Origin of the sequence: Nocardia cyriacigeorgica (assembly GCF_010868145.1) — a bacterium.
Lineage (GTDB): Bacteria > Actinomycetota > Actinomycetes > Mycobacteriales > Mycobacteriaceae > Nocardia > Nocardia cyriacigeorgica_D.
Window position 1 is genome coordinate 203,185 of the sequence record NZ_JAAGUY010000006.1, and the last position, 23,810, is coordinate 226,994.

Genomic DNA, 23,810 nt, shown 5'->3' on the forward strand with positions numbered 1-23,810 from the left:
GCGGTGATCGCTATCGGGCGAAGTTCGCGGCGTTCTCGGCGAGATCCAGCACCGACTGAGGTAGGAGGCCGAGGATGAGCGTGACGGCGGCGGTGACGGCGATCAGTGCGTTGGTCGTCACCGGCGCCGTCACCACCGGCGCGTCGGCGGGTGGGTCGGTGAAGAACATCAGCACGATCACCCGGACGTAGAAGAAGGCGGCGACAGCGCTGGCAAGCACACCGACGATCACCAGATAGGCGGCGTCCCCATCGGCCGCGGCACCGAAGACGGCGAACTTGGCGACGAACCCGCTCGTCAACGGCAGGCCGGCGAAGGAAAGCAACAGCAACGCGAACACCGAAGCCAGCCAGGGGGACCGGCGCCCGAGACCGGCCCAGCGGTCCATCGAGGTGGCTTCCTCGCCGGACGGTTCGCGGACCAGGCTCACGAGGGCGAAGGCGCCGAGCGTGCTCAGACCGTAGGTGAGCAGGTAGAACAGCACCGCCGACACGCCGGCATCGTTGGCCGCGACCAGCGCGGTCAGCAGAAAACCCGCATGGGCGACCGACGAATAGGCCAGCATGCGTTTGACATCGGTCTGGGTGATGGCCATGACCGCACCGACCACCATGGTCGCGACGGCCACCGCGCCGAGCACCGGCCGCCAATCCTCGGCCAGCCCCGGCACCGCGACCTGCAACACCCGCAGCAGCGCACCGACCGCGGCGATCTTGGTGGCCGCCGCCATGAATGCCGTCACCGGCGTCGGTGCACCCTGGTACACATCGGGAACCCAGGATTGGAACGGCACCGCGCCGATCTTGAACAGCAAACCGACCGCCAACATCGCCACACCCAGCAATGCGAGGGTGGCGTCACCGGTATCGGCAGCGAGGGCATCGGCGATTCCGCCCAGCCGGACGGTCCCGGTGGCGCCGTACAGGAGCGCGACGCCATAGAGGAAGAACGCCGAAGAGAACGCGCCGAGCAGGAAGTACTTCAGCGCCGCCTCCTGGGAGAGCAGCCGCTTGCGTCGCGCCAGCCCGCACAGCAGATACAGCGGCAGCGACAGCACCTCGAGCGCCACGAACATTGTCAGCAGGTCGTTCGACGCCGGGAACAGCAGCAAACCGCCGATCGCGAGCATGGTCAGCGGGAACACTTCGGTCGCCACCACACCCGAAGCGACGGCGGCCTTTTCGGCCGCGCTCCCCGGCACCGCGGAGGCTTGCGGTGTGAAGGCTTCGAGCTCGAACCGCGGCCGGGCCGCGGCGCGAGTCCAAGTGCCGGGCCCCGAGCGCGGCGCGGCGGCACGCTGACCGATGAACAACAGGCCGAGCATCGACACCACCAGCAGTGTGCCCTGCAGGAACAGCGTCACCCCGTCGACGGCGACAGCGCCGACAGCCGCAGTCGTCCGCGTGCCCGCCAGGGCGATCACGGCCACCAGCGCGGCGACCAAGGCGGCAAGGCCGAGCGCCATCTGCGTGAGATAACGGTAGCGGCGCGGGACGAATGCCTCTACCAGCACGCCGATCACGGCTGCGCCGAACACGATCAGCATCGGCGAGAGCTTGCCGTATTCGATACTCGGTGCGGGCACCGTCGCCGCGAGGACGGTCCCGACGTCGAGGTCACCGCTCATTGTGCGCACCTCCGGTAGTCGCGGTGCCTGCCTCGGGCCGGGCCGGGGCGGACGGTTCGGGGTCGGTGATGCCGACCGTGGTGAGGGTCTGATGAACAGCGGGATCGATGAAGTCGGTGAATGGCTTCGGGTAGACCCCGAGGACGATCAGCGCGGCGATCAGTGGAACGACCACCGCCAGCTCGCGCGGCACCAGATCACGGATCCTTTCGTTGCCCTCGGTCACCGGGCCGGTCATCATCCGCTGGTACATCCACAGCACATAGATCGCGGCAAGGACCAGGGCTCCGGTCGCGACGATCGCCGCGACCTGATAGCGGCTGAAAGTCCCGACCAGGACCAAGAATTCACTCACGAAAGGTGCCAGCCCCGGTAGTGACAAGGTGGCCAGACCCGCGATGAGGAACGTTCCCGCCAATACCGGTGCGACCTTCTGCACGCCGCCGTAATCCGCGATCATCCGCGTCCCACGACGCGAGACCAGGAATCCGGCGATCAGGAACAAGGCGGCGGTGGAGATGCCGTGGTTGACCATGTACAGCGTGGCGCCGGTCTGGGCCTGGCTGGTCAGCGCGAAGATGCCGAGGATGATGAAACCGAAATGCGAGATCGATGTATACGCGATCAGCCGCATCACATCGGTCTGGCCGATCGCGACCAGCGCGCCGTAGATGATCGCGATCACCGCGAGGGCGACGATCAACGGCGCGTAGGTCTGCGTCGCATCCGGGAACAGCAGCAGGCCGTAGCGCAGCATGCCGAACGTGCCGACCTTGTCGACCACCGCCATCATCAGCACCGCACTCGACGGCGTCGCCGCCACCGCGGCATCGGGCAGCCAGGTGTGCAGCGGCCACAGCGGCGCTTTGACCGCGAACGCGAACATGAACCCGAGGAACAATGCGTTGAGCAACGCGGGATCCGCACCCAACTCGCCCGTATTGGCCGCGGCCACCACGGCGCGGAAATCGAAGGTACCGGCCGTTCCATCGCCGAGCCCCTGCTGGACGGTGATCACATACAGCCCGATCACCGCAGCCAGCATGACGAGCCCGCCGAGCAGGTTGTACAGCAGGAACTTCACTGCCGCCCGCGCGCGACGCACTCGCACAGCGGGGTCATCGGTACGCGGCCCGAAACCACCGATGAGGAAGTACATCGGGATGAGCATGGCCTCGAAGAACACATAGAACAGCAGGATGTCCAGGGCGAGGAACGACATCAGCACCATGGCCTCGACGAGCAGGGTGAGCGCCACGTAGGTGTGGGCGACCCGGCGTCCACTGCCGACTTCGCGTTCGTCGTGCCAGCCCGCCACGATGAGCAGCGGCACCAGTGCGGCCGTCAGGAGAACCAGAACGAGCGCGATTCCGTCGATGCCGAGGGTGTAGCCGGCGCCGAATGTCGGTATCCAACTGTGTGATTCGACGAACTGGAACTGCTCACCGCCCGGTTCGAAGCGGGTCGCGAGCAGCACCGCCAGCATCAGCACCGCCACCGAGAACCCGAGAGCGACCCAGCGGGCGAGCACCCGCTGAGCGGCGGGCAGCAGCAGCACGATCAGCGCACCCGCGACGGGAAGCAGCCACAGCGTGGTCAACCAGGGAAAGTCACTCACCAGATCCTCACCGCCAGCAGGGCAGCGGCCACCAGTGCCGCGCCGGTGAACATGGACAGGGCGTAGGAGCGCACGAATCCGGTTTGCACCCGGCGGATCCGAGCGGACAGGCCGCCGATGATCGCGGCGGTGCTGTTCACGAGTCCGTCGATGCCGCGGTTGTCGACGAAGACCAGCGAGCGGGTCAGATGCTGTCCGGGCCGCATGAGCCCGGCCTCGTTGACCGCGTCACCATAGAGGTCCTTCCGAGCGGCGACGGTCAGCGCGGACACCTGCTCCGGTGCGGTCTCCGGGATCGGACGCCGCGCGTACTGCTGATACGCCACTCCGACACCGGCGGCAACGACGAGCAACGCCAACGCGGTGATCACCGGGACGGGTAGCGCGGGTTCGCCGTGATGGGAGCCGACGACCGGTTCGAGCCAATTCTGCAGTGCCGAACCCCACACGAGCAGCGCACCGGAGGCCACCGAGCCGACCGCGAGCAGGATCATCGGACCGGTCATCACCGCGGTCGATTCGTGCGGGTGCGTATCCGGCTTCCAGCGCCGTTCACCGAAGAAGGTCATCAGCATGACCCGGGTCATGTAGAAGGCGGTGAGCCCGGCGCCGAGCAGGGTGACCGCGCCGAGGGCCAGTCCGGCGGTACCGCCTTCGGCGAAGGCGGCCTCGATTATGCGGTCCTTGGAGAAGAATCCGGCGAACGGGGGCACTCCGATGATGGCGAGATAGCCGAGTCCGAACGTCACATAGGTGATCGGCAGCAGAGTGCGGAGTCCGCCGTAGCGGCGCATATCGGTTTCGTCGTTCATGGCGTGCATGACCGATCCGGCGCCGAGGAACAATCCGGCCTTGAAGAACCCGTGGGTGAGCAGATGCATGATGGCGACCGCGTAGCCCGCGGGACCGAGTCCGACGGCGAGCACCATGTAACCGATCTGGCTCATCGTCGAGGCGGCGAGCGCCTTCTTGATGTCGTCCTTGGCGCAGCCGATGATCGCACCGAACAGCAGTGTCACCGCACCGACGAGCACCACGGCCAGTTGGGCGTTGGGTGCGAGATCGAAGACCGGGTTGGCGCGGGCGATGAGGTACACGCCCGCGGTGACCATGGTGGCAGCGTGGATGAGCGCCGACACCGGGGTCGGACCCTCCATGGCATCTCCGAGCCAGGACTGCAGCGGCACCTGCGCGGACTTACCGCAGGCGGCCAGCAGCAACAGCAATCCGATCGCGGTCAGTGTGCCCTCGCTCGCGCCGGGTGCCGCACCGAAGACCTCGGTGAAACCGATCGACCCGAAGGTGGCGAACATGACGAACATCGCCAGCGCCAACCCCATATCGCCCACCCGGTTGACCACGAACGCCTTCTTGGCGGCCGTGGCCGCTGAGGGCTTCTCCTGCCAGAACCCGATCAGCAGATACGAAGCGAGGCCGACTCCCTCCCACCCGAGATAGAGCACGAGAAAGTTGTTCGCCAGCACCAGCACGAGCATCGCGGCCAGGAACAGGTTGAGGTAGGCGAAGAAACGCCTGCGCGCCGGATCGTGGCTCATGTAGCCGACCGAGTAGATGTGGATCAGCGTGCCGACTCCGGTGATAAGCAGCGCGAAACACATCGACAGCTGGTCGAGTTGGAGCCCGAATTCCACGTTCAGCCCGGTGACCGGAACCCAGTGGTACAGATCCAGTTCGATGGCGCGGGCGGCGTCTTCGCGACCGAGCATCTGGACGAACGCGACGATAGCGATCGCGAACGAGGCCAGCGCGGTCAGACAGCCGAGTAGATGACCCCAGCCGTCGGCGCGACGGCCCGTGAGCAGCAGGAGGACGGCGCCGGCCAGGGGCAGGGCGGGCAGCAGCCACAGCATCGCGGTATCCACGTCAGAACTTCAGCAGGTTGGCGTCGTCGACCGAGGTCGAGCGGCGGGCGCGGAAGATGGTCATGATGATCGCCAGGCCGACCACTACTTCGGCGGCGGCGACCACCATGGTGAAGAAGGCGAAGACCTGGCCGTCGAGGTTGGCGTGCATCCTCGCGAAGGTGACGAAGGCCAGATTGACCGCGTTGAGCATGAGCTCGATGCACATGAACACCACGATGGCGTTGCGGCGCAGCAGCACACCGGCGGCGCCGATGGTGAACAGCAGCGCGGACAGGAACAGGTAGTTCTCGGGATTCACCGGCTCCCTTTCTCGTCGGAGGTGCTGGACTCGCCGCCGGCCTGCTCGATGGGCTCGGCCGGTGTGCTGCCAACGGAGATGACCGCGGCTTCGGTCAGCGCCCGGGTGCGGCGGTGGCGCAGGATGGTCGACACCGACAGCTCCTCGAACGATCCATCGGGCAGCCGGGCGGGCACATCGACGGCGTTGTGCCTGGCGTAGACGCCCGGTGTGGGTAGCGGTGTCGGCCTGGCATGTGCGGGATCGCGGAAGCGTCGCCGCGACATCTCCCGCTGACCCAGCTGGGGTCCGAACTTCTCCCGATGCGCCAGCACCATGGCGCCGATGGTGGCAGCGATGAGCAGCGCACCGGTCAGCTCGAAGGCCCAGACGTAGCGGATGAAGATCAGCTCCGCCAGCTCGCCGATGACGTCGCGGCCGGGGAATCCGGTGGCGGGGAAGGTGACGCCGGAGTTACGGAGGCCGTGCGAGATGCCGGTGATGAACAACAGGCCGAAGCCGATGCCGACCACCGCCGCGGCGATGCGCTGCCCGCGCAATGTTTCCCGCAAGGATTCGGCCGAGTCGACGCCGACGAGCATCAGCACGAACAGGAACAGCATCATCACCGCGCCGGTGTAGACCACGATCTGCACGACACCGAGGAACAGCGCATCCTGGGCGATGTAAAAGATAGCGAGCGCGATCATGGTGGCGGCCAGGCAGATCGCCGAATGCACGGCCTTGGCGGCGAAGACCATCCCGAGCGCGCCGATCACCGCCAGCGGCGCCAGGATCCAGAACTGCACCGCTTCACCGGTGCCGGTCCGTGTCATCGGTTCGGCAGCCAGCGGTGCCGCCGCGGCCAGATGCGTCAGGACGGTCATCGCGTGCCTCCCTCCGTGCCGGTACCCGCGGTCGCGGTGGAGCGGCCGGATTCGGTGCCGGTGATGGTGCCGAGGTAGTAGTCGGCGTCGGTGCTGCCCGGCAGCATCTCATGCGGCGGTGCGGTCATGCCCGGTTCGAGCGGGGCCAGCAGCCGGTCCTTCTCGTAGATCAGGTCGGCTCGGTTGTCGTCGGTCAGCTCGTAGTCGTTGGTCATGGTCAGCGCCCGCGTCGGGCAGGCCTCGATACAGAGCCCGCAGCCGATACAGCGCAGGTAATTGATCTGGTAGACGCGGCCGTACCGTTCGCCGGGGGAGAAGCGTTCGGTGTCGGTGTTGTCGGCACCTTCGACGTAGATGGCGTCTGCCGGGCAGGCCCACGCGCACAGCTCGCAGCCGATGCATTTCTCCAGTCCGTCCGCGTACCGGTTGAGCTGATGACGGCCGTGATAGCGGGCCGCGGTCGGTACCTTCTGCTCCGGATAGAACTCGGTGTTCGGCTTCTTGAACATGGTGGCCGCGGTGACCGCGAAACCGGCCAGCGGTTCGAACAGACCGCCCTCCGGCACCGTATGCGCCTGCTGTTCCGGCAGCGGCGGGACCGGGAATCCCAGGAACACTCCGGTACCACTGGATGATTGCGCAGGTGGTGCGGTAGGCGTGGGTTCCTCGGCGGGGACAGGTGCTCCCGGTGCGCGCCCGGCCCGCAGGAACATCGCAACCATCAGTGCGCACACCAGCAGACCGCCGATGACGAGGATCGGGGTCTGGACGTGATAGCCCTCGAGTTCGAGCACGCGTGCGGTGGCGACCACCATCACCCACAGCAGTGACGCCGGGATCAGTAGCTTCCAGCCCAGATTCATGAACTGGTCGTAGCGCAGACGTGGCAGGGTGCCGCGCAGCCAGATGAACACGAACAGGAACGCCCACACCTTGAGCGTGAACCACAGCAGCGGCCACCAGCCCGAATTCGCGCCCGACCACATGTTCAACGGCCACGGTGCCGCCCAGCCGCCGAGGAACAGGGTCGTGGCCAGCGCGGACACCGTCGCCATATTGATGTATTCGGCGAGCATGAACATCGCGAATTTCAGCGAGGAGTACTCGGTGTGGAAGCCACCGACCAGTTCACCCTCGGCCTCGGGCAGATCGAACGGCGCCCGGTTGGTCTCACCGACCATCGACACGCAGTAGATCAGGAACGACGGCAGCAGCAGGAAGACGTACCAGGTGCCCTGCTGGGCGGAGACGATGCCGGAGGTTGCCATGGTGCCGCCAAGCAGGAACACCGCGGCGAAACACAACGCCATCGCGATCTCGTAGGAGATGACCTGCGCAGTCGAGCGCAGCCCGCCCAATAGCGGATACGTCGATCCGGACGCCCAGCCGGCGAGCACGATGCCGTACACGCCGATGGAGGTGATGGCCAGGATGTAGAGCACCCCGACCGGCAGATCGGTCAGCTGCAGCGGTGTGGTGTGACCGAAGATCGATACCTCGGGCCCGAACGGCATCACGGCGAAGGCCATGAACGCGGGGATGGCGGCGAGCACGGGCGCCAGGATGTAGATCGGTTTGTCGACGATGGCCGGGACGATGTCCTCCTTCAGGGCCATCTTCACCCCGTCGGCGATCGACTGCAGGCTGCCGAACGGACCGGTGCGGTTGGGCCCGATGCGCATCTGCATGCGGGCCACGATCTTTCGTTCGGCCAGCACCGCGATCATCGGCGTGAGCAACAGGAACACGAAGATTGCCACCGATTTCGCCAGCACCAACCACAATGGATCGGTGCCGAAACCCGCGGGGCCTTCGGCGGCCTGGGCGAGCACCACCAGATCGGGAAGCTCATTCATGGCGTTGGCCCTCCATCTTCTGGCCGGCATGCCGTAGCTGGACGACACCACCCGCTTGGGTCGCCAGTTCGGTGTGCACCGAGCAGCCCGGTGCGTGCAACGGCACCCACACCACCCGGTCGGGCATCTCGGTGATCACCAGCGGGAGGGTCAGCTCGCCGTGCTCGGTCGACACGGTGACCGGATCCCCATCCGGGGCACCGATTTCGGTCGCTGTGGCGGCCGAGAGGCGCACCACGGGCGGTCGGGCGATTCCGGCGAGGTTCGGTTCGCCGTCCTGCATCCGCCCGGCGTCGAGCAGCATCCGCCACCCGGCCAGGACCGCGGTACCGGCGCCGGGTCGGGTGACCGGATGCGGGAGGTGCGCGGGGGCCGGGGTGGGCGAGCCGTTCCAGGCACCGAGTTCGGCCAGCTCGCGACGTGCGGTGGTGACGTCGGGTAGATCGAGCGGTGTCCGCATCTCGGCGGCGAGGGCGTGCAGCACGCGCTGATCCGACAGCGGTGCCGCGGTGCGGCGGACGGTGGATTCACCGAGGGCCGCCTCGAACGGACGCGGCCTGCCCTCCCAGGTGAGGAAGGTGCCAGCTTTCTCCATGGATGCTGCCACCGGGAACACCACATTCGCGCAGTCGGTGACGTCGCTGTGCCGCAGTTCCAGACTCACCACGAACGGGGCGGCGCGGACCGCGGCCAGTGCCGCCTTCGGGTCCGGTAGATCGGCGAGTTCGACACCGCCGATGACGAGTGCGCCGAGTTCGGCTGCCGAGTCGAGGATCCCGGCGGTGTCACGGCCGGCCGCGACCGGCAGATCCTCCCCACCCCAGACCTGGCGGACCTGGCTCCTGGCCTCGGGGTCGCACATCGGGCGCCCGCCCGGCAGCAGCCCTGGCAGGGCGCCGGCCTCGATGGCGCCGCGTTCGCCCGCGCGGCGCGGCACCCAGGCCAGCGCGGCTCCGGTGTCCTCGGCCAGGCGTACGGCGGCCGAGAGCGCGCCGGGGATGGCGGCAAGCCGCTCACCCACCATGATGACCGCGCCCGATTGCCGCAGCAGCCGCCCGAGCTCGACGACCCGAATGGAATCGACACTGGCACCGGTCGTATCGCTCGATTCGGTGCCGCCGGTGCGAATCGCATCGAAGAAGTGCGGTTCGGCGCCGGGGACGGTCGGCAGCAGGGTGGCCGACATGCGTTCGACGCCGCGCGAGGCATAGGCGGCCAGCGAATAGATCGGCAGGCCACGCTTGCGGGCGGCCTTACGCAGCCGCAGGTAGACGATCGGCGACTCTTCCTCGGGTTCGAATCCGGCCAGCAGCACGACCGGTGCGGTCTCGAGCTCGTCATAGCCGACGGTCATGCCCTGTCCGGCGATGCGCGCCGCCAGGAAGTCGGCTTCCTCCGCGGAATGGACCCGGGCGCGGAAGTCGATGTCATTGGTGCCGAGCACTCTGCGCGCGAATTTGGTGTAGGCGTAGGCGTCTTCGAGGGTGACTCGACCGCCCACCAGCACACCCGTATTCGAGCGGGCCGCGGCCAGGCCGCGCGCGGCCGCCGCCAGCGCCTGCGACCACGACGCCGGTGCCAGTTCGCCGTCCGCGCCACGCACCATCGGAGTGGTGATCCGGTCGGGTTCGGTCGCGTAGGTGAATGCCCACCGGCCTTTGTCGCAGTTCCATTCCTCGTTGACCCGCGGATCGTCGCCGGCCAGGCGGCGCAGCACCTTACCGCGGCGGTGGTCGGTGCGTTGTGCGCATCCAGAGGCGCAGTGCTCGCACACGTTCGGGCTCGACACCAGGTCGAACGGCCGTGCCCGGAACCGGTAGCTGGTTCCGGTGAGCGCGCCGACCGGACAGATCTGGACGGTATTGCCGGAGAAATAGGAGTCGAGGGGTTCGGCCTGCGCGGTCCCGACCTGCTGGAGGGCGCCGCGATCGAGCAATTCGATGAACGGATCGCCTGCGACCTGCTGGGAGAACCGGGTGCATCGCGCGCACAGCACACAACGCTCCCGGTCCAGTAACACCGCCGTCGACAGTGGGATCGGCTTGGGGTAGGTGCGCTTCACGCCGTCGAAGCGGGATTCGGCCGAGCCGGTGGACATGGCCTGGTTCTGCAGCGGGCATTCACCGCCCTTATCGCAGACCGGGCAGTCCAGCGGATGGTTGATCAGCAGCAGTTCCATGACACCGCGCTGCGCCTTCTCCGCCGCGGGGGAACTGAGCTGGGTGTGGGCGACCATCCCATCGGCCACGGCCATGGTGCACGAGGCGACGGGTTTGCGTTGCCCGTCCACCTCGACGAGGCATTGGCGACATGCTCCGACCGGTTCGAGCAGCGGATGATCGCAGAAGCGCGGGATCTGGATGCCGATCAGTTCGGCGGCACGGATGAGCAGTGTCCCGGCGGGCACGCTGACGGTTGTGCCGTCGATGGTGACACTGACCAGGTCGGCGGGCACCACGCCGCTGGTGTCGGTGCGCACGGTCGCGGTCATCGGATCACCTCTCGGGTATCGCTGTCGGCCCAGGCGGTGCAGCGCGCCGGGTCGAACGGGCAGCCGCGCAATCGCAGATGCTCGGCGTATTCGTCGCGGAAGTACTTCAGTGAGGACACGATCGGGCTGGCCGCGCCGTCGCCGAGCGCGCAGAACGATTTGCCGTTGATGCCGTCGCAGATGTCGAGCAGCTTGTCCAGATCGGCCTCGGTGCCCCGCCCCGCTTCCAATCTGGTGAGCAACTGGACCAGCCAATAGGTGCCCTCGCGGCACGGCGTGCATTTACCGCAGGACTCGTGGGCATAGAACTCGGTCCAGCGTAGGACCGCGCGCACGACGCAGGTCGTGTCGTCGAAGATCTGTAGTGCCTTGGTGCCCAGCATCGACCCTGCGGCGGCCACGTTCTCGTAATCAAGTGGTACGTCGAGGTGTTCGGCGGTGAACAGTGGTGTCGAGGAGCCGCCGGGCGTCCAGAACTTCAGCTCATGGCCGGCGCGCACACCCCCGGCGTAGCCGAGTAGCTCGCGCAGCGTCACACCGAGCGGTGCCTCGTATTGGCCGGGCCGGGTCACATGTCCCGACAGCGAATACAGTGTGAAACCGGGCGATTTCTCGCTGCCCATGGACCGGAACCAGGCGGTGCCGTTGCGGATGATCGGCGGAACACTCGCGATGGATTCGACATTGTTGACGACCGTGGGGCAGGCATAGAGCCCGGCCACGGCCGGAAACGGCGGCCGCAGTCGCGGTTGGCCCCGCCGGCCCTCGAGCGAATCGAGCAGCGCGGTCTCCTCGCCGCAGATGTAGGCGCCTGCTCCGGCGTGCACGATGAGCTCCAGGTCGTAGCCCGAGCCAAGGATGTCGCGGCCGAGTAGTCCCTCGGCGTAGGCCTCGGCGACGGCGGCCTGCAACCGGCGCAGCACCGGCACCACTTCGCCGCGCACGTAGATGAAGGCGTGCCCGGCGCGGATGGCGTAGGCGGCGATGATGACACCCTCGATCAACGCGTGCGGCGTCGTGAGCATCAGCGGAATGTCTTTGCAGGTGCCCGGTTCGGACTCGTCGGCGTTGACGACCAGGTAGTGCGGTGTGGTCGTGCCATCGGGTTCTGGTCCCTGCGGGATGAAACTCCACTTCATGCCGGTGGGGAATCCGGCGCCGCCGCGTCCGCGGAGACCGGATTCCTTCACGGTCTGGATGACCTGATCGGGGGACATGCGCAGCGCCATCCGCAGGGCCTGATAGCCGTCGTGGTGCCGGTAGGTATCGAGGGTCCAGGAATGCGGATCTTCCCAGTGGCGGGTGAGCACCGGTGTGAGTGTCATCGCAGCTCTCCCTCCGAATGCCCCTGCGCCGAAGGGGCTTCCATACCGTGCTCGCGCGCAGTATGCAGCCCGGCCAGCGAGGCGGGACCGGGAATGCCGTCGAGGGCGCCGGGGCGCTTATCCGGGAATCCGGCGAGAATACGTGCGGTCTCTCGGAAGGAGCACAGTGGCGCACCGCGGGTCGGGGTGACCTGCGCACCCGAACGCAGCGAATCCACCAGCGCGCGAGCCGAGTCGGGAGTCTGATTGTCGAAGAACTCCCAGTTCACCATGATGACCGGCGCGAAATCGCAGGCGGCGTTGCATTCGATGTGTTCGAGGGTGATCGAGCCATCGTCGGTGGTCTCGCCATGTGCGATACCGAGATGCTTCCGCAAGGCGGCGAGGATGGCGTCCCCGCCCATCACCGCGCACAGCGTGTTGGTGCAGACTCCCACGTGGTACTCGCCGGTCGGGGTGCGCCGGTACATCGAGTAGAAGGTCGCCACCGCGGTGACCTCCGCGGCCGTCAAACCCAGTTGTTCGGCACAGAATTCGATGCCGGTACCCGAGACATGGCCCTCCTCGGCCTGCACCAGGTGCAGCAGCGGCAGCAGTGCCGAGCGCGGATGCGGATAGCGGGCGATGATCTGCGCCGCGTCGCCGGCCAGGCGCTCACGCACCTGCGGGGGATACGGTTCGGGTTTGGTCGTCAGACGCAACAGGATCTCGGTCAACGGTCCACACCGCCCATCACGGGGTCGATACTGGCCACGGAGGCGATCACATCGGCGACCATGCCGCCCTCGCACATCGCCGCCACTGCTTGCAGATTCGTGAAGGACGGATCTCGGAAATGGACCCGGTAGGGCCGGGTGCCGCCGTCGCTGACCATGTGCACACCCAGTTCGCCGCGCGGAGATTCGACCGCGGAGTACACCTGCCCGGCCGGGACCCGGATGCCCTCGGTGACGAGCTTGAAATGATGGATCAGCCCCTCCATGGAGGTGCCCATGATCTTGCCGATATGGCGGGGTGAATTACCGAGTCCGTCGGGACCCAGCTCGAGATCGGCGGGCCAGGCGATCTTCTTGTCGTCCACCATCACCGGCCCCGGGCGCAGCCGGTCCAGGCACTGCTCGACGATCTTGAGCGATTCCTTCATCTCCTCGACCCGGATGACATAGCGCCCGTAGCAGTCGCAACCCGTGGTGGTCGGAATATCGAACTCGTAGCTGTCGTAGCCGCAGTAGGGAGCGGCTTTCCGCAGATCGTGCGGCAAGCCGGTGGCGCGCAGCACCGGACCGGTGATGCCGAGTGCCATGCACCCGGTGAGATCCAGATAGCCGATGTCCTGGGTACGTGCCTTCCAGATCGGGTTCTGGGTGAGCAGATGCTCCATATCGCGCAGGCGTCCGGGGAGCAGCGCGAGTAGTTCACGCACCTTCGCGACGCCGTCGTCGGGTAGATCCTGGGCGAGCCCACCCGGCCGGATGTAGGCATGGTTCATCCGCAGCCCGGTGATGGTCTCGAAGACGTCGAGAATCAGCTCACGTTCCCGGAACCCGAACAGCATCGGGGTGAGCGCACCCAGTTCCATACCGCCGGTGGCCAGCGCGACCATATGTGAGGAGATCCGGTTGAGCTCCATGAGCATGACCCGGATGACGGTGGCGCGTTCGGGGATCTGTTCGGTGATATCGAGTAGCTTCTCCACCCCGAGGCAGTAGGCGGTCTCGTTGTAGAACGGCGAGAGATAGTCCATGCGGGTGACGAAGGTGACGCCCTGGGTCCAGTTGCGGAATTCGAGGTTCTTCTCGATCCCGGTGTGTAGGTAGCCGATCCCGCAGCGGGCCTCGGTGACGGTCTCGCCCTCGATCTCCAGGATGAGCCGCAGCACGCCATGGGTGGACGGATGCTGCGGTCCCATATTGACGACGATGCGTTCCTCGCCTGCGCCGCGCAGGGATTCGGCCACCTCGTCCCAGTCCTGGCCGCCGACGGTGACCACCGTGGTGTCGGGGCCCGGCGTATCGGTGTCGAGGGGACGGTCGTCACCGCGGTCGTCGGTAGGGCTGTCGGCGGTGTGGGTGTCGGTGTTGTTCATCAGCTGTAGGCCCTCCGCTCATCGGGCGGCGGGATACGCGCGCCCTTGTATTCGACCGGGATCCCGCCGAGCGGGTAATCCTTGCGCTGGGGGTGTCCGCGCCAGTCGTCGGGCATCGTGATGCGGGTGAGCGAGGGATGCCCGTCGAACTGGAGGCCGAAGAAGTCGTAGGTCTCGCGCTCATGCCAGTCGGTTGTGGGATACACCGGGTAGAGCGAGGGGATGTGTGGGTCGGCGTCCGGCGCGGCGACCTCGACCCGCAGCCGCCTGCCGTGGGTGATCGACATGAGGTGATACACCGCGTGGAGTTCGCGCCCCGAATCGTCGGGGTAGTGCACGCCGTTGACGCCGAGGCACAGCTCGAAGCGCAGTGCGGGATCATCGCGTAGCGCCCTGGCGACGGCAACCAGGTCGGCGCGGTGCACGTGCAGGGTGAGCTCGCCGCGGAACACCACGACCTTCTCCACGACAGTGTCGAGGTCGTGGCCGTCCGCGGCGAGTGCACTGCCAAGTGCCTCGACGATGGTGTCGAAATAGCCGCCGTAGGGTGCGGGTGTGCCGCCGGGCAGGCTGACCTGTCGGACGAGTTTGCCGTAGCCGGAGGTATCGCCGGTACCTTCCGCCCCGAACATGCCATGGCGGACGCCGATCACCTCGTCACCGGAGCCGTTGCGTGGTTGCTCGGCCGTCATCGCAGCAGCCCTTCCATCCGGATGGTGGGGGTGGCGGCGAGCGCGGCCTGTTCGGCGGCTCGGATGGCCTCGGCGCGGTTGACGCCCAACGGCATGTCCTGGATCTTCTCGTGCAGGGCGATGATCGCGCCCAGCAGCATCTCCGGTCGCGGCGGACAGCCGGGTAGGTAGATGTCGACCGGGACGACGTGGTCGACGCCCTGCACGATGGCGTAGTTGTTGAACATGCCGCCCGAGGAGGCACAGACCCCCATGGCGAGAACCCATTTCGGTTCGGTCATTTGGTCGTAGACCTGGCGCAGCACCGGTGCCATCTTCTGGCTCACCCGGCCCGCGACGATCATCAGATCCGCCTGCCGTGGCGAGGCGCGGAAGGCCTCCATCCCGAATCTGGCGAGGTCGTAGCGTCCGGCGCCGGTGGCCATCATCTCGATGGCGCAGCAGGCCAGCCCGAACGTGGCGGGCCATAACGACCCTTTACGTAGGTAACCTGCCATCGACTCGACCGTGCTGAGCACGAAACCACTGGGCAGTTTTTCTTCGAGACCCATATCGACTGCTTCTCCTGAATCGTCCCCGCCGGTGCGGGGAGCGCGGTTGGAACATTCGGCGCCGATCTGTTCAGTCCCAGCTCAGGCCACCTCTGCGCCATTCGTAGGCATAGGCGACCGAGACGTTGACGACGAACAACGCCATCGCGGCCAGGCCGAACAGTCCGAGCGAATCGAAGTGAACCGCCCACGGATACAGGAACACGATCTCGATATCGAAGATGATGAACAGCATCGCGGTGAGGTAGTACTTCACCGGGAAGCGTTGCCCGGTAACGTTTCCCGGTCCGCCGGCGACGGCGTGCGGGGTCGCCTCGATACCGCATTCGTAGGGTTCGAGCTTGGCGCGGTTGTAGCGTTTGGGTCCGATAAGAGACGCGATCGCCACGGATCCCAGCGCGAACGCGGTGGCGATCGCGCCGAGTACGAGAATCGGCACCTCGGTATTCACGACTGCACTTCCCCTCCTTGCGAACGGGAGCGGGCGGGTATGGCCGTCCGTCCTCGAACGGGGTGCGGGCGGTCGATGCGGTGGTCCGCGTCGCCGGGGTCGCCTCATCGCCTCGATCGGCGGGGGTGGGCTGAGAGGAACCTGGCGCTGCGGGTCGTCATGTCATCTCCCGCGCTCATGTGAGCTAGGGCACAGCCTACAACCGATTCGCGGGCGGACCCGGCGATTCGTGACGGTCTTTGATCGAATTAGGGACTGACATTTATGACCGAAACAGGGCAATCCGGGGGCGCGTCGAATCCGCTGCTCAGGCGGCCGGGCGGCCGCGCAGCAGGGTGACGACGGTGTCGGTCAGCTGGATCGGATCGATCGGATGGGTGGCCGTCGCCTCCGCGCGCGACCAGCGAGCGAGCCATTCGTCGTCGGGACGTCCGGTCAGCACCAGCAGCGGCGGGCACTGCGCGAGCTCGTCCTTGAGCTGTTTGGCGATCCCGAGTCCGCCTGCGGGGGTCGCCTCACCGTCGAGAATGGCCAGGTCGATACCGCCGGCGTCCATCCGCTCGATCACCACATCGGCGGTGGCGACCTCGAGGAACTCCAGCTCGGGTAGGTCCGGATGCGGCCGCCTGCCCAGGGCCAGCATGACCTGGCTCCGGGTGTCGGCGTCGTCGCTGTAGACCAGGACCCGCAGCGCGGCGGGATCTTTCGCATCGGCCACGACGGCATGGTACGTCCGTGGATGCCCGCTTGGTGGCACGTTCGCCGAGATCGGCCATGTCGTCGTGGAATCAACCCATGGCCGGCAACGTCACGGCAGCTGGCGCTCAGGGAGGGCGGAACGCGTCGGCGCCGACCTGATCGCGGTCGAGCAGATGGGTGAGGAACAGCCGGGTAGTCGGGGAGGGGGTGCGGGTGGTGATGGCATGCCAGGGCCGGTCGAGGGGTGTGCCGTCGACCGGAAGGATGCGCAGAGCTCCGGAATCGAGGTGTTCGCCGACGGCATCACCGTGGATGAGGGTGACACCGAGCCCCTCCCTGGCGGCCGCGAGTACCGCGCCATGGGAGCCGAGGGTGAGGGTGGGCGGATCGATCTGCAGCTGGGCGAGCAGGCTCAGGGTGGCTTCCCTGGTGCCGGAGCCGCGCCCGCGCAGCAACCAGGTGGTGCGCATCGGGTCACAGGCGCGACCTGCCGGCCCGACGACGACGAGTCTGCTCGCTCTGCGCGCCCGGGTGACCAGGCCCGCGTCGCGTGGTGGCCGCCCGGCGATGACGAGATCGGTTTCGTGGTGTTGCAATTCGAGGAACAGCGCGTCCCGCGGATGGATGGACAGGCTGAGCTCGATCTCGGGGTAGCGGTTGCGGAAAGCGGCCAGCGGCCGCAGCAGCACGTACTCACCGGCCGTGGCGACCACTCCGATCCGCAGCCGCCCGGATTCGGCCCGGCGCACCGCGGCGTGCGCCTCCTGCATGAGTCCGAGGATGCCGCGGCAGTAGTCGGCGTAGACGCGCCCCGCCTCTGTGAGGGTGATGCCGCGGCCGGATTTCGCGATGAGTTTGGCGCCCAGCTGTTTCTCGATATGGGCAACGGCGGCGGAGACGGCGGCTTCGGTGACGTGCAGCTGGCTCGCGGCGCGGCGGATGCTGTTGGTGCGGGAGACGACCAAGAAGGTTTCCATCCTTGCCGCACTCACTCTCCCCATCGACAGACGGTAGCAAACCTGACGAATCGGTTGAGTTTTTCCAGAAACATTCAAATTGTTTGTCGTCGTGGTCGCGGTCATCCTGGAAATCGCAAGGCGTTCACCCCCGTGAGCAGGAGGAATGATGGCCGAAGAAACCGAACGCGATCGTTGGGATCCGGGCGTCCAGTCTTATGCGTCGATGGGGTATTACGCGCCGGATTATCAGCCGTCGGATACCGACGTGCTGGCCGTGTTCCGGGTGACTCCGCAGCCGGGCGTGGATCCGATCGAGGCGGCAGCGGCCGTCGCCGGTGAATCCTCCACGGCCACATGGACGGTGGTGTGGACCGACCGGCTCACCGCGCACAGCAAGTACCAGGCCAAGTGCTACCGCATCGACGAGGTACCGGGCAGGCCGGGCGAGTACTTCGCTTATATCGCCTATGATCTCGATCTCTTCGAGGAAGGGTCGATCACCAATCTGACGTCTTCGATCATCGGCAATGTCTTCGGTTTCAAACCGCTGCTGGCGTTGCGGCTCGAGGATATGCGGATACCGGTCGCCTATGTGAAGACCTTCCAGGGGCCTCCGCACGGCACGGTGATGGAGCGGGAGTATTTGAACAAGTACGGCCGGGCGCTGCTCGGTGCGACGGTGAAACCGAAACTCGGTCTGTCGGCGCGCAATTACGGCCGGGTGGTGTACGAGGCATGCAAGGGCGGCCTCGACTTCACCAAGGATGACGAGAACATCAACTCGCAGCCGTTCATGCGCTGGCGCGACCGCTACCTGTTCGCGATGGAAGGCGTGAACCGTGCGATGGCCGAGACCGGCGAGATCAAGGGCCACTACCTCAACGTCACCGCGGCCAGCATGGAGCAGATGTACGAGCGCGCCGAGTTCGCCAAAGAGCTGGGCAGCGTCGTCATCATGATGGATCTGACGGTGGGCTACACCGCGATGCAGTCGATGTCGCACTGGGCCCGCCGCAACGGGGTGCTACTGCATCTGCACCGCGCCGGTCATTCCACCTTCACCCGGCAGAAAACGCACGGCGTGAGCTTCCGGGTGCTGGCGAAATGGTGCCGGTTGATCGGCGTCGACCATCTACACGCCGGCACGGTGGTCGGCAAGCTGGAAGGTGATCCCGCCACCACCAAGGGTTTCTACGACACATTGCGCGAGAACATCATTCCCACCGAACCCGCCAACGGCATCTTCTTCGACCAGCACTGGGCCAGCCTGCCCGGCGTCATGCCGGTGGCCTCCGGCGGCATACACGCCGGTCAGATGCATCAATTGGTCGATCTGTTCGGCGACGATGTCATTTTGCAGTTCGGCGGCGGCACGATCGGTCACCCACTGGGGATAGCGGCCGGTGCAGAGGCCAATAGGGTGGCCCTCGAGGCGATCGTGCGGGCCCGCAATGAGGGTCGCGATCTCCTCCGTGAGGGACCGGAGGTGCTGCGCAAGGCGGCGGCTGCCAACCGTCCACTCGATGTCGCGCTCGCGACCTGGGGCGATGTCACCTTCGACTACACCTCCACCGACGCACCCGATGCGGTGCCGACGGCGACCCACTGAGCGGCGAATACCTAAGGAGGACACACCATGTACCTGCGTCACGGAGCCTTCTCGTATCTGCCCGACCTGACCGATGCCGAGATCGGCGCCCAGGTCCGTTATGCACTACTGAACAACTGGCCGGTCTCGATCGAGTACACCGACGATCCGCATCCGCGTAACACCTACTGGGAGATGTGGGGGTTGCCATTGTTCGACCTCGATGAGCCCGACGGTGTGCTGGCCGAGATCAACGCCTGCCGGGACACCTTCCCGCGCCACTACGTACGGGTGCTCGCCTATGACGCGCGATACGGCAGACAGACCACCGCGCTGAGCTTCCTGGTCCAGCGTCCACCGGACGAGCCAGGTTTCGGGCTGACCCGCACCGAGGGCTCCGACCGACGTCAGCGCTACAGCCTGCACTCCTATGCCACCGATGCTCGCCCCGGTGCCAGGTATGCCGACTGAACGCGTAGGCGCCGCAACCGGTTTCCGGCTGCACCGGCCGGGCGTTGACGACTCCCGGCCGGTGCGGGCGGTGCCGGCTGCAGCGGGCGCGGCACCCGAGAACGACGTACTGGCCGCCGACGCGCTGCTGGATCTGGCGGCCGACGTGGCCGCCGGAGATGCGGAGCAGGTGCTGACCGCGCTGGACGCCGAGCTCGTCGGGTTGGCGAATGTGAAGCGGCGAGTCCGCGAAATCGCGGCACTGTTGCTGATCGAGCGAGCGAGGGCGCGATTCGGGCTGGAGTCCTCACGGCCCACGCTGCATATGAGTTTCACCGGCGGTCCCGGTACCGGGAAGACGACGGTGGCGCTGCGCATGGCGCAGATGCTGCACGCGCTGGGCTACGTACGCAAACCCAAGGTGCACACCGTCACCCGCGATGACCTGGTCGGTCAGTTCATCGGCCACACCGCGCCGAAGACGAAGGAGGCGCTGGCCAAAGCCGCGGGCGGGGTGCTGTTCGTCGACGAGGCCTACTACCTGTTCCGGCCGGAGAACGAGCGCGACTACGGCCAGGAGGTCATCGAGATCCTGTTGCAGGAAATGGAGAACGAACGGGGCAGCCTGGTGGTGATCTTCGCCGGCTATCCCGATCGCATGGACCGGTTCTTCTCCGCCAATCCGGGGCTGTCCTCCCGGGTCGCGCACCATCTAGAGTTCAGCGACTACACCCATGCCGAACTGCTGCGTATCGCGGAGTTGATGGTGGCGGGGGAGAACTTCCGATTCGACGACGCCGCGCAGGTCGCCTTCGCCGAGTATCTGACCGTACGAATGGGCAGGCCGTGCTTCTCCAACGCCCGCAGTGTGCGCAATGCGATCGATCGCTGTCGGCTGCGCCACGCCCACAGGCTGGTGGATCTGGGCCGCCCGCTGACCAAGACCGACCTGATCACGCTGACCGACGGAGACGTCTACGGCAGCAGTGTGTTCGATGCGGCCGCACCGGCGGGCCCGCCGACCGCATGAGGAGAGCCGACTGCGATGCCCGAAGGACTGAAAACCCTCACCCGCTACACGATCGAGGAGGAGCATCGGCATCCTGGCTCATCCGGTGAGTTCTCGGCACTGGTCAATGTCGTCGCGACAGCAACCAAGCTGATCGCCAACCAGGTGACCAGGGGATCGATCCTGGCTTCGCGGGGTGGTGTCGAACCGGGCGAGGGCGCACCGATGGTTCATCGTGAGCTGGACGCGCTCAGCAACGACATCATGGTCACCGAAACCCAATGGACCGGGCATCTGTCGGCACTGCTGTCGGAGCAGATGCGCGAGGTCCACCAGGTGCCGAAGAAGCGAGGCCACGGCAAGTACCTGCTCGCGTTCGATCCACTGGACGGCTCCAGCAATATCGACGTGAACCTGCCGGTTGGCACCATTTTCAGTGTGCTGCGCGCCGAGGACGAGGGCTTCTGTCAGCCGGGTACCCGGCAGGTGTGTGCCGGGTTCACCCTGTATGGGCCGGCAACGATGCTGGTGTTGACCACGGGCAGTGGCGTCGACGGTTTCACCCTCGATCGCGAGATCGGCGCATTCGTGCTGACCCATCCCCGCATGCGCATCCCCGACGACACCTCCGGCTTCGCGATCAACGCCGCCAACGAGCGATTCTGGGAACGTCCGGTGCGGCGCTACGTGCACGAATGCCTGGACGGGGTGGACGGTCCGCGCGGGCGCGACTTCAATATGCGCTGGGTCGCCTCGCTCGTCGCCGACACCTTCCACATCCTCACCCGGGGTGGGGTGTATCTGTATCCGCGCGATACCCGACCGGCGGTGGGCCCGGGCCGGGTGTCGTTGCTGTATGGGGCCAATCCCGTTGCGTTCATCGTCGAACAGGCCGGTGGGGCCGCGTCCACCGGTAGCGAGCGGGTGCTGGAGGTAGCGCCGCATGATCCGCATCAGCGAGTGCCGCTGATCTTCGGTTCCCGTCATGAGGTCGAGCGGATCGAGCGCTACCACCGTGAACCCGAGGCAGGTCCGAACTTCGACACCTCACTGTTCGGCACCCGGTCACTGTTCCGTCCGGCCCGGCGCTGACCGGGCGTCGGATCGGTTGTCCGGTCACCTAGGAGGGCCTCATGTCGGTCAAACATCCCGTCGTCTCCATCACCGGATCCTCCGGTGCCGGTACCACCAGCGTGACTCGAACATTTCAGGAGATCTTTCGCCGCGAGGGGATCAATGCCGCGTTCGTGGAGGGGGATTCGTTCCACCGGTTCGATCGCAACGAAATGAAGTCGGCCATGGCCGAGGCCGAACAGAACCGCAATACCACCTTCTCGCATTTCGGTGAGGAGGCAAATCTGCTGGCCGAGCTGGAGAGCCTGTTCCGCGACTACGGACGGACCGGAGTCGGTGCGGTCCGCCGGTATCTGCACGACGAAAATGAAGCCAAACCTTTCGGGCAGCCCTCGGGGACGTTCACACCCTGGGAGGACCTGGCGCCGGGCAGCGATCTGCTGTTCTACGAGGGCCTACACGGGGCGGCTGTCACCGACACTGTCGATGTCGCCCGCCACACCGACCTGCTGGTCGGTGTGGTGCCCATCGTGAACCTGGAGTGGACCCAGAAGGTGATCCGGGACAAGACCGAACGCGGCTACTCCAGTGAGGCGGTGATCGATACGATCCTGCGGCGCATGCCCGATTACGTGAAGTACATCTGCCCTCAGTTCTCCAGGACCTACGTCAACTTTCAGCGCGTGCCTACAGTGGACACCTCGAATCCCTTTATCGCGCGGTCGATTCCGACTGCCGATGAGAGTTTCGTGGTGATCCGCTTCGCCGATCCGAAGGTGATCGACTTCCCGTATCTGCTGTCGATGCTGCACGATTCGTTCATGTCGAGGCCCAACTGCATCGTGGTGCCGGGCGGCAAAATGGAGCTTGCCATGCAGTTGATCTTCACACCGTTGATCCTGCGGCTGATGGACAAGCGACCCACCGCGGCACGGTGAACTTTCAGTCGGGCAGTAGCGGCACCGACAGGCCCTCGCCGCGACCGAGGAGGGCGGCGCGGGTGACGGCGCCGGATCCGAAGCGGCGGCGCAGATCATCGAGCGCGGCGTCCAGGGTTGCGGCGGGGCGGGACTCGAACGGCAACGTCAGTTGCATGGCATCGGCGTCGTCGAGATTGGTCAATGCCAGCCCGATCAGGGTGATGCCGCGTTCCTCGATCAATGGCAGAGCGCTGGTGAGCAGGATCCGCGCGGCGTAGCGGATGGTTTCGGTGTCGTCGGTGGCCTCGGTGAGGGTGTGCGAGCGGGTGGCTCGGGTGAAATCGTCGAATCGCAGTCGCAGCACCACGGTTCGGCACACCCGGTCGGCGCCACGCAGCCTTCGACCGAGCCGGTCGACGAGCCCGTACAGATAGGCGGCGAGCTCCTCGGGCGGGCGGTGGCGGCGGCCGAGCGCGCGCTGGGCGCCGATGGACCGGCGCCGCTTGCCGGTTTCCACCCGGCGCGGATCGCGGGCCCACGACAGTGCGTACAGATGTCGGGCGGCGGCAGGCCCGAGTATCGCCCGTAGGCCGGATTCACCGAGTTCGGCGAGTTGGCCGACTCGGGTGATGCCGTGTTCGTGCAAGGTCGCCGAGGTGACCACGCCGACCCCCCACAGGCGCTCGACCGGCAGCGGATGCAGGAATTCGAGTTCGTGCTCGGGCTCGACCAGGCGTAAGCCGTCGGGTTTGGCGACCGCACTGGCCACCTTGGCCAGGAATTTGGTGCGGGCGATGCCCACCGAGATCGGCAACCCGACCTCTGTGCGGACCCTGGCTCGGAGTCGTTCGGCGATGCCGTGGGGTTGCCCCGCGATCCGCCGCAGTCCGGCCACGTCCAGAAACGCCTCGTCGATGGAAATGCCCTCCACCACGGGGGTGGTGTCGCGGAAGATCTCGAACACCGCCTTGCTGGCCTCGGCATACGCCGACATGCGTGGTGGCACGACCATCGCATGCGGGCACAGCCGCAAGGCCTGCCCGCAGTTCATCGGCGTGCGCACGCCGAGGGCCTTGGCCTCGTAACTGGCCGCGAGGACCACCCCGCCGCCGACGAGGACCGGCCTGCCGCGCAGGGCGGGATCGTCGCGTTGCTCGACCGATGCGTAGAACGAGTCCAGATCGGCATGCAGGATCGAGGCGTCGGCGCGCGCGGTGATGCGTGGGCGCCGGGCGCCGTGCGGCTCTGCCGGCCGGCCGGCGGCGACGGGCGGGGGATCGGACACGAACATATGTTCGCATGCGGGTCCGACAGGCTGTGCTGCTCGGGGTTTGCCGATCTACGGTTCGGGTACGTAGAAAGGG

The 23,810-nt window shown here is 66.6% G+C and carries 21 protein-coding genes; 5 read left to right on the forward strand and 16 right to left on the reverse strand.

The annotated features are described in order from the left end of the window. Nucleotides 1–10 precede the first annotated feature (10 nt). From nuoN to GV792_RS11190, 15 genes are all read right to left on the reverse strand, one after another. Nucleotides 11–1,627: an NADH-quinone oxidoreductase subunit NuoN gene (gene nuoN, locus GV792_RS11120; protein WP_163823963.1), complete on the reverse strand. Its 1,617-nt coding sequence runs from the start codon at nt 1,625–1,627 to the stop codon at nt 11–13. Further along, nucleotides 1,617–3,245 carry an NADH-quinone oxidoreductase subunit M gene (locus tag GV792_RS11125; RefSeq protein ID WP_163823964.1) on the reverse strand — a complete coding sequence of 543 codons (1,629 nt, stop codon included), beginning with the start codon at nt 3,243–3,245 and terminating at the stop codon, nt 1,617–1,619. The genes nuoN and GV792_RS11125 overlap by 11 nt, the downstream gene beginning before the upstream one ends. After that, on the reverse strand, nt 3,242–5,116 hold the full coding sequence (gene nuoL, locus GV792_RS11130; protein WP_163824016.1) for an NADH-quinone oxidoreductase subunit L: 1,875 nt from the start codon (nt 5,114–5,116) through the stop codon (nt 3,242–3,244). Before nuoL ends, GV792_RS11125 begins: the two co-directional genes overlap by 4 nt. A 13-nt stretch (nt 5,117–5,129) precedes the next feature. Then, nucleotides 5,130–5,429: an NADH-quinone oxidoreductase subunit NuoK gene (gene nuoK, locus GV792_RS11135; protein WP_036536861.1), complete on the reverse strand. Its 300-nt coding sequence runs from the start codon at nt 5,427–5,429 to the stop codon at nt 5,130–5,132. After that, nucleotides 5,426–6,295 carry an NADH-quinone oxidoreductase subunit J gene (locus GV792_RS11140; RefSeq protein ID WP_163823965.1) on the reverse strand — a complete coding sequence of 290 codons (870 nt, stop codon included), beginning with the start codon at nt 6,293–6,295 and terminating at the stop codon, nt 5,426–5,428. Before GV792_RS11140 ends, nuoK begins: the two co-directional genes overlap by 4 nt. Beyond that, a complete protein-coding gene (gene nuoH, locus GV792_RS11145) occupies nt 6,292–8,151 on the reverse strand; it encodes an NADH-quinone oxidoreductase subunit NuoH (protein ID WP_163823966.1) in 1,860 nt (619 codons plus the stop codon). The genes GV792_RS11140 and nuoH overlap by 4 nt, the downstream gene beginning before the upstream one ends. Continuing rightward, nucleotides 8,144–10,642, reverse strand: a complete 2,499-nt coding sequence (locus GV792_RS11150) for an NADH-quinone oxidoreductase subunit G (protein WP_163823967.1) — start codon at nt 10,640–10,642, stop codon at nt 8,144–8,146. Before GV792_RS11150 ends, nuoH begins: the two co-directional genes overlap by 8 nt. Next, nucleotides 10,639–11,967 carry an NADH-quinone oxidoreductase subunit NuoF gene (gene nuoF, locus GV792_RS11155; RefSeq protein WP_163823968.1) on the reverse strand — a complete coding sequence of 443 codons (1,329 nt, stop codon included), beginning with the start codon at nt 11,965–11,967 and terminating at the stop codon, nt 10,639–10,641. Before nuoF ends, GV792_RS11150 begins: the two co-directional genes overlap by 4 nt. Beyond that, nucleotides 11,964–12,683, reverse strand: a complete 720-nt coding sequence (nuoE, locus tag GV792_RS11160; protein WP_163823969.1) for an NADH-quinone oxidoreductase subunit NuoE — start codon at nt 12,681–12,683, stop codon at nt 11,964–11,966. The genes nuoF and nuoE overlap by 4 nt, the downstream gene beginning before the upstream one ends. After that, a complete protein-coding gene (locus tag GV792_RS11165) occupies nt 12,680–14,053 on the reverse strand; it encodes an NADH-quinone oxidoreductase subunit D (protein ID WP_256668331.1) in 1,374 nt (457 codons plus the stop codon). The genes nuoE and GV792_RS11165 overlap by 4 nt, the downstream gene beginning before the upstream one ends. Further along, a complete protein-coding gene (locus tag GV792_RS11170; protein ID WP_163823970.1) occupies nt 14,053–14,745 on the reverse strand; it encodes an NADH-quinone oxidoreductase subunit C in 693 nt (230 codons plus the stop codon). Before GV792_RS11170 ends, GV792_RS11165 begins: the two co-directional genes overlap by 1 nt. Continuing rightward, entirely contained in the window at nt 14,742–15,296 is a 555-nt protein-coding gene (locus tag GV792_RS11175; protein WP_163823971.1) for a NuoB/complex I 20 kDa subunit family protein, read from the reverse strand. Before GV792_RS11175 ends, GV792_RS11170 begins: the two co-directional genes overlap by 4 nt. Nucleotides 15,297–15,366: 70 nt before the next feature. After that, nucleotides 15,367–15,747, reverse strand: coding sequence for an NADH-quinone oxidoreductase subunit A (locus GV792_RS11180; protein ID WP_163823972.1), 381 nt, complete (start codon nt 15,745–15,747; stop codon nt 15,367–15,369). A gap of 307 nt (nt 15,748–16,054) precedes the next feature. After that, a complete protein-coding gene (locus tag GV792_RS11185) occupies nt 16,055–16,465 on the reverse strand; it encodes an Rv3143 family two-component system response regulator (RefSeq protein WP_163823973.1) in 411 nt (136 codons plus the stop codon). Nucleotides 16,466–16,571: 106 nt separating this feature from the next. Then, nucleotides 16,572–17,447: a LysR family transcriptional regulator gene (locus GV792_RS11190; protein WP_256671681.1), complete on the reverse strand. Its 876-nt coding sequence runs from the start codon at nt 17,445–17,447 to the stop codon at nt 16,572–16,574. Between the two features lie 124 nt (nt 17,448–17,571). On the opposite strand from GV792_RS11190, the gene GV792_RS11195 reads away from it, so the two are divergent. Genes GV792_RS11195 through GV792_RS11215 form a run of 5 tightly spaced genes read left to right on the forward strand, consistent with a single transcriptional unit; the run spans nt 17,572 to nt 22,464 of the window. Beyond that, nucleotides 17,572–19,014, forward strand: a complete 1,443-nt coding sequence (locus tag GV792_RS11195; RefSeq protein WP_163823974.1) for a form I ribulose bisphosphate carboxylase large subunit — start codon at nt 17,572–17,574, stop codon at nt 19,012–19,014. A 27-nt stretch (nt 19,015–19,041) separates the two neighbouring features. After that, a complete protein-coding gene (locus GV792_RS11200; protein WP_163823975.1) occupies nt 19,042–19,464 on the forward strand; it encodes a ribulose bisphosphate carboxylase small subunit in 423 nt (140 codons plus the stop codon). Continuing rightward, nucleotides 19,454–20,473 (forward strand): AAA family ATPase, encoded by a 1,020-nt coding sequence (locus GV792_RS11205; protein ID WP_163823976.1) that lies wholly within the window; start codon nt 19,454–19,456, stop codon nt 20,471–20,473. Before GV792_RS11200 ends, GV792_RS11205 begins: the two co-directional genes overlap by 11 nt. Nucleotides 20,474–20,488: 15 nt before the next feature. Continuing rightward, complete coding sequence (locus GV792_RS11210) at nt 20,489–21,544, forward strand: class 1 fructose-bisphosphatase (protein WP_163823977.1); 1,056 nt, start codon at nt 20,489–20,491, stop codon at nt 21,542–21,544. Nucleotides 21,545–21,585: 41 nt separating this feature from the next. After that, nucleotides 21,586–22,464, forward strand: a complete 879-nt coding sequence (locus GV792_RS11215) for a phosphoribulokinase (RefSeq protein ID WP_163823978.1) — start codon at nt 21,586–21,588, stop codon at nt 22,462–22,464. A 4-nt stretch (nt 22,465–22,468) separates the two neighbouring features. On the opposite strand, the gene dinB is transcribed toward GV792_RS11215, so the two are convergent. Continuing rightward, a complete protein-coding gene (gene dinB / locus GV792_RS11220) occupies nt 22,469–23,737 on the reverse strand; it encodes a DNA polymerase IV (protein WP_175584221.1) in 1,269 nt (422 codons plus the stop codon). Nucleotides 23,738–23,810: the final 73 nt, after the last annotated feature.